Below are 13,415 nucleotides of genomic sequence, written 5' to 3'. Positions count from 1 at the left end.
TCCCTTTTTTATGTTCAAAAACCTTTGTCTAGCAAGGGCTCTGGTTTATGCAAAATGCTCAAATATTTAATGTGGGTTTTTCGTGATAACTTTTATGCAATGCCAGTGATCTTAGATATTATATCATTGCCTCATAAATTATCGAAAGGAAGTAATGGAATGGTACTAAGCTCTACATCCTTACGTCGAAAGTTCGTAATTTACTTAGCAACTGTGGCATTTTTATGGCTAACACAACTCGTGTTGGAAGCTCAGGTTCAAGCAAATGCAAGTGTAACTGCCAGCATACGTGCCGGACAAGCTCACGTTCTGACGCTTCGCGCGGATGGCTCAGTGTGGGTTTGGGGCGCAAATGAGAGTGGTCAACTTGGAGATGGAACAACAACTTCTAAGAATACACCAGTTAAACTTACTTCTCTGACGAACGTAGTCTCTTTGTCTGCAGGTGCCAATCACAGTGTTGCATTGAAACAAGATGGAACAGTTTGGACGTGGGGAAACAACTCATTTGGGCAACTAGGCGATGGAACCACAAATAATAAATCAACTCCTACACAAGTAAACGGATTATCCCAGATCATTGCAGTTGCTGCGGGCCAATTCCACACACTTGCCTTGAAACAGGACGGAAGCGTATGGAGCTGGGGGCAGAATGCATCCGGGCAGCTCGGCGACGGTACGTCAGGTAACCAATCCATTCCTAAAAAAATCACCGGGATTTCTGGAGTTTCTGCCATTGAAGCTGGTAATCAGCATACGCTTGCGCTAAAACAGGATGGAACTGTTTGGGCTTGGGGCAACAATGCTCAAGGACAATTAGGGATTAATTCTACGTCAAATCAAGCTGTACCTATGCAAGTAGTCGAGCTTTCGCAGGTGGGTTCTTTATCCGGAGGGGCGTTCCACTCACTCGCTATTAAACGGGATGGAACCGTTTGGACATGGGGAGCAAACGACAATGGACAGCTAGGTGATGGTACGAAAACAAGCAAAATGAAACCAACTCAGCTTGGCGGGATATCGAACGCAGTTGCAGGAGCAACCGGGTATTTTCATACGATGATCGTGATGCAGGATGGATCTGTAAGGGCATGGGGGATGAATAGTTACGCTCAACTCGGCGACGGTACTACGGAAATGCGAGCAAGTCCGGTATCGATTATCGGTTTGAACAATGTGACAAACGTAACGGGAGGATTTACGTTCTCCGCTGCTCTTAAGAAAGATGGATCTATTTATACTTGGGGTGGAAATCAAAGCGGTCAGTTAGGTAATGGTACATCCGGCATAAAGAATACTCCTACTTTCTTGCCGACCATCTCCAATGTGAAGAAGGCTATTACGGGAATTGCGAGTACTTTGGTCATCAAGAACGACGGTACGGTATGGGGATGGGGCGCAAATGATCTCGGTCAGCTTGGCATCGGTTCGTCATCACATATGACGGTACCTACACAAGCAAGCACTGTCACGAATGTCACGTCCATTGCGACAAATGATAGTCATGGAATCGCCTTAAAGCAAGACGGCACGATATGGGCCTGGGGTGATAACTCATATGGTCAACTAGGTGACGGAACGAAGGTGTCCAAGAAAACTCCAATACAAGTCAGCGGGATAACTAATGTCATTGCAATAGCAGTAGGTAAAAATCATTCGATCGCTGTAAAGCAGGACGGTACGGTCTGGTCATGGGGGGACAACCGTGCAGGGCAGTTGGGCGATGGGACCAAGATCGAAAGAACCAAGCCAGTTCAAGTCTCCGGGTTAACCGGGGTGATGGTTGTATCAGCAGGCTATGCGCATAGTTTAGCTCTGAAGCAAGACGGAACAGCCTGGTCATGGGGGAATAATAGCTATGGTCAATTAGGGGATGGAACAACAACTAGCCGGACAAGCCCGGTAAAAGTCAACAACCTTGGAGATGTAAAGGAAATATCAACTCAATACATGCATTCACTTGCTCTAAAGACGGATGGCACGGTGTGGGCATGGGGATATAACAATGAAGGCCAATTAGGAGATGGAACTACAACGACTAAGATAACCCCATTCCAGATTGCGGGATTGTCTAACGTAACTAGTATATCGGCGGGATATTATCATTCTATGGCTATTCAAGCCAACGGCAGCTTCTGGGCTTGGGGAAGTAATGGAACGGGCCAATATGGGAATGGAACGAACATTTCAAAGTCGACTCCCGTGCAGATTACTGGTTTTACAAATACGGGTAAAGTTTCAACTAGTTACGACCACACTGTTGTAACCTCACAGAATGGAACTATGTGGACCTGGGGGTCCAATGAATTTGGGCAGCTCGGTGACGGACATGGACTTTCCAAAACTCCGATTATTGCTATGAACGCCTTCACAGATACTCAAGCGCCGACAACGCCTTCAAATCTAACCACATCAAACCAATCCACAACCTCAGTTACGCTACAATGGTCGGCATCGACGGATAATGTTGGGATAGCTAGCTATGAGATTTATAACGATGGAGTTTTAGTTAGCACTACAACTCAAACCTCATATGTCGTGACGGGTCTGATACCGAATAAAGTTTATGCATGGAGTGTGAAGGCTAAAGATGCCGCAGGGAATTTATCGGCGAGCAGCAATAAGATCGTTATGGTAAGTGGAGGCAGGTTGAAGTATAACTACGACTCTGCTGGTCGGCTGCAGTCTATCGTCGTTGAAGCAACTGGCCAAGTGATTCAATCGTTTCAATACGATAAGAACGGAAATAAGATCAAGGTTTCTGTTCCATGATTTTTAATTGGGGTACGTTCAGGCGTTTCAGTATGACAGCAGCGGCAACATCGCTACTGTTACTGGTCCATGAACGTTTAACAAGGATAAAGGCTTAAGTATTTTGTGAAGTGCATTAACTTGATAGTGAAATAAAGAGAGATGTACAACATCTATAACAATCATGGAAATATTGAGTAAGAAAGGACTGGCATATGAAAAAAATTATTATTTTCTTATTATTGATGTCTCTCGTATCATCCATGCTTCCTCCTGGCAAAATCGACGCTGAAACATTTGCGGTCAGTGGAGAGAGTGACCAAGTCATTCAGGCTAACGAAGATCAAGGGATATTATCAATATCGAATTTAAGCACTGCGTTTGGCGTTGCTGCTGAAGATATTTCTTTTGCTTTAAACTACGGATATACATTAACTGAAATCTATCAAGCGCTTAAGCAGCGACAGCAAGATGGGACGGCCTTCCAAACTCATCTTGAGCAAATAAATCCTTCAGTAAAACAAAAGCAAAATGAGTTAATGCGGATGATCGAGGAGACTGTAAAATATCAATCGGTTACGGATTCAACCTATTCCTCAAAAGAATCCAATGCAACTAGTATGACGACCTCCGAAAGGGAAACAACTTATACACTTACTAAGTCAACTGTAACAGACTCTACCTACGGAACTTTAAAGAGCATGGGTGTAACAAGCACATCGGAACGACCTTCCACCTACGATGAATCTGTGTTAAACCGATTGGAGGTAAAGTCGGATCAAGCTCCGTATAGCGTTGCAAATGGAAATGAGGCAATTTCCACTCTGAGTGGAAATTTAAATTTAAGCTACACCGATCTTACTTTGCCTGGACGAAATGGGCTTTCGTTCTACCTAACACGCAAGTATGACAGCTCTGAATCAAATTTTTTTGAAAAAAATGTAGATGTAGTTCAATTATGGAATAATCGTTTTTTGCCAAAGTTTCATTATTTTATTTACTATTATCCCAATGGAAAAGATCGTGCTCCCGGTGAATCTGAAGGATACATGATAAACAATCTTAGATACGATTATTATGGGAGTACGTTGGATCGAACTGTTGGAGCTAATCGTGAAGATAGTGAGTGGTCCGGTCGATTTTATTATGTCTACGCCTACGGTATACCTGAACTTGAGCGAAAGAAACTTGAAACAGGGCTTTATAAAGCTACAAATCCGCAAGTTGATGACCCTATGATTTGGTACTTTTTCTCTTTACAAGCTCGTTATGGAAAAGTCGGGTTTGTAGCAAAAATGTACCCAACTGGTGAAGTCATAAGCCAAGGAGGAGACTTTCAGGGATTAGGCGTAAGAAATGCGGCACGAGCAACGAAAGTTTCCCCGCTTGGAAGGGGCTGGGACTGGGATATTCCCGAGATCGAAAGCAAGAATAATCATATTTATCTCCGCTTACAAGGCGGGGCAACTTATGAAATTGGTTCTAATAACAATCTTATCGGTTACCCATGGAAAGATCTTAATTTGACTAGCGATACGTCTGTGGTTGTGAACGGAAAGACTTCTTACCGACGACTGACTTCTTTGCAAGGCATCAAACAGTATTTTTCTCCTGAAGGAAAGTTAATCCAGACAAGTGATGCTTATGGAAATTCAATTCAATACAATTATGCGATTGTTCCACCATATGGAGAGGTTTTGACGAAGGTCGTCGATGCTTTAGGTAATCAAATCAATATTTCGTACTCTGCTACCGAAGTCACAGCAACGATGGGTGATAAAGTCGTACGCTACACCAAACGACTGGCACCGGGTACAGACAAAGAACTCCTAGATTCGGCTACGGATGCAGGTGGCCGAACTTTGCGATATTCCTATGACGTCTTTGCGGGTTCTTTTAATTTGTTACCCCACTATTACGAACCAGAAAACAACTTTTACGCTTTGCTAAAAGGCGTTGAGCATCCGACAGGGGCACGGACAGAGTATAGCTATGAGAAGCAGAGCAGAACGGTTGGAAAGCAGAGTGAGTCGGAAGAATATTATCGTGTTCACTCACGTGAAGATGTTCTTTATAACGTGGATGGAACGGTGAAACAAAAGAGTAATCGAGTGACTTTTACCGGTGGGGACACATCTTACGGCTACAGTACCAACTTTCATACGACTACGGATAACGGCCTATTTAAGACAATATACACGTATAAAAAACAGTATATCGATGAAAATACGCCTCCCGTTTATTACAATACAGACATTGTTCAGGAAGCGGGAGCAGACAAGCGTAGCATCAAGCAGACATTCGATGAAACTCGAAAGCTTCCCGTGCCGAATGATGTTACTTCAACGGTTACCAGTAATGCCGTCACATCAGAAGCAGTGACGGTAAAACGTACGTATGACGATTATGGAAATGTAGTGACGGAAACAGATCCAAAGAATGTTACGACAACATATGCTTACGATCCGAATACACATTTACAGACTTCCATCTTGCGTCCCGTAGCTGATGGAATAAGCAGCTATACGGAATTGATACGTAACACGCAAGGTAATGTGACCCAGCTTACCGTCAGGGAGAACTTGAATACCGGGACACTAAAGCAGCAGGTGAATTATGGCTATGATCCATATGGAAATGTCACCTTGATTACTATCAGGGATGACAGTCGAAATGTAAGCATTTCGCAAGAGTATGGATATAACGCCGGATTTGTCACGAAGCAAACCATGAACGTAACGGATGCAGATAACGAGGTTTCGAGCATAACGAGACAAGCGGAGTATAATAAATTAACTGGAGACTTGACTAAGTATATCGATAGTAAAGATAACGCTACGAAATACGAATACGATGCATTAGGACGCATTACGAAGGAAGTGTTGCCGGATCAAAATTATACAGCAATTGAATATGATGATAGGAATAATATTGTAACCGTAACTGACTTAGCCGGAATCAAGTCAGTTCGGAAGTATAACGCAATTGGTCAAATTGAAAAAGAAACGATCGGTCAAAACTATAAAACATATGGGTATGATGCTTACGGACGACAAATTTGGAGTATGGATGCTAACAATCGTCGAACCGAAACAGCCTATGATGCATGGAATCGTGTAATACAAGTTTCATTTCCAGGATTAGTGAACCCTGATACAGAGACGATTACCTATGATGATATCAATCGAACCAAAACCACAACTGACGCCGAATCCAACCACTATAGGGAGACTTATGATATCAGTGGCCAATTGCTCAAGAAAGAATGGGTAAAGGCAACCGGCAATGTATTGCTTGGTATCTATAGTTACGATTATGCAGGTCACCCGATTACCATTACAGATGGGAACGGTAACCAAACGAAGAACCAGTATGATATTTTAGGGCGCTTGATTTCGGTTACAGATCCGTTATCCAATATCCATCGCTACACGTATAGTCTTGCCGGAAATTTAGTTGAAATGATCTATCCAGATGGCAACAAGATACAGAAGCATTATGATGAAACCGGGAAAGTCATCAAGAGAATCGATCCGTCAGGCCAGATGGACAAATACTATTATGATGGGAATGGCAATGTAATCCGTCATGTAGACCGTAAAGGTCAGGTGAAGACATTTGAGTACGACGCCCAGCGGGACTTTTTAACAAAGAGCATTACTCCGCAAGAGACGATCTCTTATTCGTATGATGCCGCGGGTAGACGTTTGACCATGACGGATAACACAGGAATGACCCAGTATAAGTATGAGCAGGCAACAGGGTATTTACATGAAATTACCTATGCGGATGGTCGAACCATACAGTATCAATATGATACCCTTGGAAACCGTACCAGTTCAACGGATCCGTTTGGCTTTACAACTGCTTATGGTTATGATATCCGCTATCGGTTGAACGGTGTTGGGAATGCGGTCAATAATTGGGAAGCAAGTTATACGTATAAGAAGAATGGACTGACCGACGTTGTTTCATTAAAGAATGGAATGAATAGCACTTATGGTTTTGATGGAGCGAACCTTATCAGTCTTGTACAGAATAAAAGTAACGGAATAAACGTTAATACATTCGGTTACAGCTATGATAATAACTACAATCAAACCGGTAAAACCGAGAACGGAACGTCATTTTCATTCGGATATGATAAGTTAAATCGGATCGCAACATCAACGCAATTCCAAGAGAGTTACACGTATGATAGTCGTGGCAATCGTCAAACCATGCATAGGAATCAACAAATTAACCCTACTGATGCAAGTTATGATTACGATGATCGTAACCGACTGATTAAAGTAACACTCTCTGGCGGCAAAGTGGTTTCGTATAAATACAATGGAGATGGACTTTTGTATGAACGTACCGAAGGAGGACAAACAACACGTTATTATTACGACGGATCGAGTGTTATAGCTGAGGGAATGGTCCAAACAGATGGCAAAGCTGTTTTAAAAGCTAGATATCTTCGTGGTAATGGACTTGTTGCACGTGTAGATGCAAGTGGGAATAAAACTTATTATCTGCATAATGGACATGGCGATATCATCGGTCTTGCTGATGTGAACGGGAATACTCTCAATACTTATTCGTATGATATTTGGGGTAATCCGACGTCTACTGTGGAGCAGGTGCAGCAACCATTCCGATATAGCGGGGAGTATTGGGATTCCTCAACGGGACTGCAGTATTTACGGGCAAGATGGTACGACCCAAGCATAGGCCGGTTTATTAACGAGGACAGTTACGAGGGCGACATAACGAATCCGTTGAGTTTGAATTTGTATACGTATGTGGAGAATAATCCACTAAGATACGTTGACCCAACGGGACATGTAAAGGTGTCCGACAATGACGACCTAATTGCACTTACGGACGTTTTCACAAAAAAATGGGACTCATATCAAAAAAGTATTAACACGTTACAGCAAAGCATTTCTACATGTAACAACACTGTTTCCTGTAGACAAGCACAAAGTAACTTAGACATTATTGAAGGGTATAAGGAATTACAAAAAGGTCTAGAAATGATGGCAGATGCTGTTCGGGTTACGTATTATAAAATTCATAACACAGGACTTCCTAGCGATGTTAAATATAGAGACTCAGGAGTCGATGCACCTGATATTACGAATCAATTTAACGGGTTAATGAATGGTTTTAAGGCTGATTATGGTGGTTATGAAGCCGATGCAGCAACAAAATTGAAAACCTTTTGGGGAGTTGTCGAAACAGGTAGTAGGGTTGATGTGAAAAATTCAGTGTTTAAACATAGCAATTACTACACCTTTGAAAATGAGATGTATCGTCGAGATGACTTAGGCAATATTTATTTCGGCTATGCTGGCAAAGTATTTGGATACTCAGATACATTTTTGAAAGCTGGAGCAGGTGTGTATCAAATTTATTCTGGAACCTCGCAAGTTTCTTATTATTCGTCATGGTTTGACGATCCAAGAGACCAAGCGATGATACAACTTGGTATTTCAATTTATGGAAGGTAGGAAAGGGGCAATTTCATGCCTAGCCTTTTAAAATTATTAGCAAACTCTCTCATTCATTTTGTCATAACTGCTAGTTTCTTTATTTTAATAAATACTAAGCACGATATATTTTCAACCATCTCGTTGTTAATATTTACAACCCTACTTATTGTTACTTCAGCGACTAGCTTCTTGATTTTAATAGGTCAGAGTTGGAGAAAATATTTTTCTAGCATAGGTATTTACTTGATTATTTGCATTTTTTTCTTGATTATTAAAAGCCTATTTACAAGTGGAGATACAGATGGGAATTTAGCAGATGGACTCATTATTATTGTTACTTTTTTTATTTCGTGGTTTTCTCTTGCTATTGGTAATATCATTGGTGTAATTTTGTCCAGATACAAAAAATAACAGTAGCCACAATGCGACTAACCATCGTATTGTGGTTTTCTTTTTGTCCGAACCTCACATGGATGTATATTGCTTCTGACGTTTGCCGCGGCAGCGAAATGCAACCTAACCAGTTATGATGATAGCGCTATCACTTCCTAATCGCCACTCTAAGGCAACTAATGTGCATGAAAAGGGCGATTATGGTCAGTCGCAAACTACGTCTGACATTGGCGTGTAGGCGCTCTGACAGCTTGATAAAAGTGTGGTTTGATTGTCAGGCTACAGTCAAGTTTACAGTCAGGAGCTAATGTAATGTAAGGGAGTAAAAAAATATGTATCAAAGAAAGCGAATACATTTGGTAAATGTTTCATAAAGGGAATGTAAAAATCCGCGATATTACTGAATATGAATCTACTAATGCAATGAAAGGAAGCGAAAAGCCGCGCCACGCTTGGGTTTTGACGGAATACAAGAGTGCCTTCCCTGACTAAACTATGGTTGTCGCTTGACAGCATTTAGGCAGGAGGGAAGCAAATATGGCGCTCGAACTGAGGATGCGGCTCTATGTTATCGAACTGTTCCAACCATCCGATTGGGTGGTTACTCATGGGTTAGAGTTTTGCTTAGGTGTCTATGTGACTAATGTCCACTTGTGCTGGTATGCAATTCTAATCTATCAGTATCCATTCAATTTCAAGAGGAGCCATTCCTGTAATGAAGTAATTTGAGCTTTGAACGAAAAAAGCGCCTCTAGTATACTGGGAAACGTTCCGCCAAGAACAACACCCACATACGAAAAGAGGCACTCATCATGAAGCATAAGTTAAAACAGAAACAAAATCAACGAATTACACGAATTACCGAAAAGACGCTGGTCGTGGGCGCAGACATTGCCAAGAAGATTCATGTTGCCCGTGCCGTGGATTTCCGCGGCATTGAGCTAGGCAAGGACTGCGTGTTCCACAACGATCAAGAAGGGCTGACGAAGCTGACATCGTGGATGTAGGAGCTTGGCCGAACTCATGAGAAAACCGACATCGTATTCGGTATCGAGCCTACTGGACACTACTGGTTCCCGTTAGCAGCGTTCTTGAAAGAACAAGGCATCAAGGTTGTTGTCGTGAATCCTCACCACGTCAACAAAACTAAGGAGCTTGAGGACAACTCACAAACCAAGAGCGACTACAAAGATGCAAAGGTCATTGCCGATCTCATTCGGAACGGAAGATACTCCGAGCCGAATCTGCCGGTTCAGGAGTTCGCCGAATTGCGCATACTCATGAATTTGCGTGAGAAAATCATGGTGAATCTTACGCAAGTGAAGGCGCGGATTACGAACTGGCTGGATCGCTATTTCCCGGAATACTCTACGGTATTTAAGGACTGGGAAGGCAAAGCGTCGCTCATGACACTAGAGCAATTTCCAACTCCCGAGGAGGTCGTCTCAATTGGCGCCAGAGGCGTCCTACTCCACTGGAAAACGGAAATCAAGCGTGGCATTGGGATCAAGCGTGCAGAGCAGCTCTGCGCGGCTGCAAAGGCCTCCATCGGTCTAATCGAAGGGCTGGCTGCTGCTCGCTTCGAGCTGGGCTCTCTTTTGGAACAGTATCGACTGTTTTGTAAACAGGAAGAGAACCTCATTGCCGAGGTGCTGAGGCTTCTGGGTAACATCTCTGGTACTAAGCAGATGCTTAGCATTCCGGGGATAGGTGTACTTACCGTTGCCGGCTTCCTGGCGGAAGTGGGAGATCTGCAGAGCTACGACCACGGGCAACAGATTATCCGCTTGGCTGGACTGAATCTCACCGAGAACAGTTCAGGCATACGGAAAGGGAAGACCGGCATCAGTAAGCGAGGGCGTTCTCGCCTAAGGGAAATTCTGTTCCGTGCATTGCTGCCCATGGTCGCCAAAAACGAGGAGTTTAAAGCTCTCCACAAGTACTACACCACGCGCAGCGACAATCCGCTGAAGAAGAAGCAGTCGATCATTGCCTTGTGTGGAAAGCTCATCCGAGTCCTTTTTACTCTGGGGACAAAGCAAGTGGAATATAACGCAACCGATGTATTGGGACCGGTACGACAAGCCCAGTTAGAGCAGAGTACTGCGTAATTTACTCAAAGCTATTGGATTGTGAATCAACTTGGAATCTCGCTTATACACTTGTGTACAACTCTGACAACGGAAGCACCGGAGAAGCCGAAGGAAACATTCCATAAGGGCAGCGACCCAGTAGAGGAGCAAGAATCGGCCTCCACCCCTTGTGAGGTAGAACGAAGGAATGTAAGGGCATAGACCCAGCGTGACATGGGAGGGTAAACCCTAAGGGGGGAACGTGGAGATCCACTGTGCGATCATACCTAAGTATCCATAGTCTGGAAACCATTGATTGCAGGCTCTGTTTCCGCCTACCCTTTTACGCCAAAATGGTCTACACCATACATTTTCCACCGGCGTCTCACAATCTGTCAAAGTTAAAATAATAAGAAAGAGCGAGCAAACAAGAGAAAACATTACTTTATAGTGGGAGTGAATCAAGATAATATAGCCGGATAAACTTGTTTATGTGGGCGTTGATTTACACAAACAACATCATACAGCGGTCATTATCGACTGCTGGAATCAGAAGCTAGGCGAAATTAAGTTCGACAATAAACCGTCAGCGTTCCCACAGCTTGAAAAGGAAGTCAGGAAACACACAAAGAAGGGCATGTCAGTGGCATACGGCTTAGAGGATGTGGGCGGGTATGGCAGAGCATTAGCGGTTTACCTGACCGAAAAAAGGTGTTGGGTAAAAGAAGTCAATGCTAAACTAGCCAATGCAAGACGTAAGAGCCATGTGACCATACAGAAGTCTGACAGTTGGGATGCAGAATGTGTAGCAAAGGTTTTACGGGATGAACTTCAGAATCTGCCTGATGTTAAGCCAATTGACCTGTATTGGGCTATCAGTCAGTTAGTTACACAGCCTAAATGGCAATCCAAAAGCCTGACAGGTATGGTCAAACGGCTTCATCAGCAGTTAGGATACCACTACCCAAGCTACAAAAAGTTCTTTTCCGAGGTAGATGGAAAGACAGCATTAGCGTTTTGGCATAAGTATCCATCCCCCGTTCATTTGTCAGACTTGGGGGCGGATGAATTAGCGAAGTATCTCCGTAAGTTGAGAATAATGGACTATCGATCAAAAAAGCAGAGCAGATTCTAACACTTATAGCCGAGGATGGTGATACGACAAGGGACTTCCAAGAGAAACGTGATTTCATCGTGACAGGTCTTGTTCGTAACATACGCTTTTATCAGCGTGAATTATCTCGAATTGAGGATGAAATTGAAGGGCTAATGAAACAGCAAGGATTCCAACTGGAAACCATGACGGGTATAGAACTTGTTACAGCGGCGGAACTTGTGGCAGAGATTGGAGATATCCACCGTTTTGCTACTCCTGACAAACTTGCTAGATTTGCAGGGATTGCACTAATAATTAAAGGTTCGGGTAACAAGGTAGGCTATTACAAAAGTAAGCAGGGAAACAGAGAACTACATGACATCATCCAAGCCCTTGCTATCCGTCAAATTGCCGTTACACGTACTAAGAAAGAGCCACGCAATCCATACTTCCACGCTTATTACGAGCAAAAGATGGCGGCAGGAAAGACGAAGCAACAAGCGATTGTTTGCATCATGAGGAAACTAGTGAATGTCATTCACTACTTAATGAGGACTAAAGCGGCTTATGTAATCCCACAAGTATCCATGCCACATGCAGGATGATATAATAATGAAGTCAGGCGGCGATTGGAAAACAGTCTCCGCCCTTTTTCATAGGATAATACGCTTTATAAACTAGGATACGTATGAAGGGCAGATTGAATCCACTGAGTTTGAATTTGTATATTTATTTAGTTATGACCATCAATGGGTTTAAAGTTAGAAGTATACGGTGCTAGAATGGTTGGGGGATAAAATGAAATATTTTGAAGGATTAACCCTAGTATCTTTCATAGTACTTCCAATATTTTTTTCAATAATGTATCTCATTAATAAAGAGTATTTATTAGCAATAGCATCTTTAGTTGGCGGAGGAATAATGTACTTTTTCACTAAGGGTTTGTTGCTTCTATTAAAGAAAATTAATAAATAAAAATAGGAAATTAATGGGGATGGGGTGGGGTTTTGCCGTATTATGGTTACATTTCAATGTTTGTATTGTTAGTTACTTTTATTTTGGTTTTTTGGTCTTTTGTTAGATATTCTAATTCAAAAATGATTCCAAGTAAAAAGCTGATAATTATTATTATTACTTCATCAGTAATAAGTACAGTATTGTATTTTCAAGCTAAAGATGAGAAACATCGAAACGAAATTACTAGTGAAATTCTGAGAACGGGCGGAACAATAATTTCAATTGAAGCTACTGAAAGAGGTTCAACTCCATTTAAAGAAATAGCGAAAAGTAAGGCGAGGAAAAAAGACGATTATTATATTGTAACATACTCCATAAATGATCAAATTAAGAAGGCATGGTTCAAAGGGGATAACGGAATCTTTCAAGACCCACCGACACCTTTTGCTGATAAATGGATTTTTAAATAGCGTCACCAACTAGCGATATTAAAACTGATAGCTTTTTTAGGTTTTTTTTCGGAGGGCAGTATTATGTTATGTGGAAAATTTTGTTTTCTTGAGAGATAAGCTGGAATTGAGACGTTCATATCTTTTCGTAAGGTATGAGGCTGTAAAATTCTTTGTGTAAACTCTCAAACCTATTAAAATGGAATTAATAGAAAGG

At 42.3% G+C, this 13,415-nt stretch carries 3 protein-coding genes and 2 pseudogenes; all 5 read left to right on the top strand.

Annotated features, from left to right (window positions below; translation table 11 throughout):
• Positions 1-2,772, top strand: a 2,772-nt coding sequence (locus ACFFK0_RS07685) for an RCC1 domain-containing protein (RefSeq protein ID WP_377469489.1), incomplete at its 5' end; no start/stop codon positions are given.
• Positions 2,773-2,966: 194 nt separating this feature from the next.
• On the top strand, positions 2,967-8,249 hold the full coding sequence (locus ACFFK0_RS07680; RefSeq protein ID WP_377469488.1) for an RHS repeat-associated core domain-containing protein: 5,283 nt from the start codon (positions 2,967-2,969) through the stop codon (positions 8,247-8,249).
• Positions 8,250-9,436: 1,187 nt separating this feature from the next.
• Positions 9,437-10,735: pseudogene (locus ACFFK0_RS07675) on the top strand (IS110 family RNA-guided transposase).
• A gap of 454 nt (positions 10,736-11,189) precedes the next feature.
• A pseudogene (locus ACFFK0_RS07670) lies at positions 11,190-12,397 on the top strand (IS110 family RNA-guided transposase).
• Between the two features lie 402 nt (positions 12,398-12,799).
• The gene (locus ACFFK0_RS07665) at positions 12,800-13,219 is read left to right on the top strand and encodes a hypothetical protein (protein ID WP_377469486.1); all 420 of its coding nucleotides are present in this window, start codon (positions 12,800-12,802) and stop codon (positions 13,217-13,219) included.
• The last annotated feature ends 196 nt before the right edge of the window (positions 13,220-13,415 follow it).

Source organism: Paenibacillus chartarius (assembly GCF_042432825.1).
Classification (GTDB): Bacteria; Bacillota; Bacilli; order Paenibacillales; family NBRC-103111; genus Gordoniibacillus; species Gordoniibacillus chartarius.
This window is presented reverse-complemented; position numbering and strand designations above follow the sequence as displayed.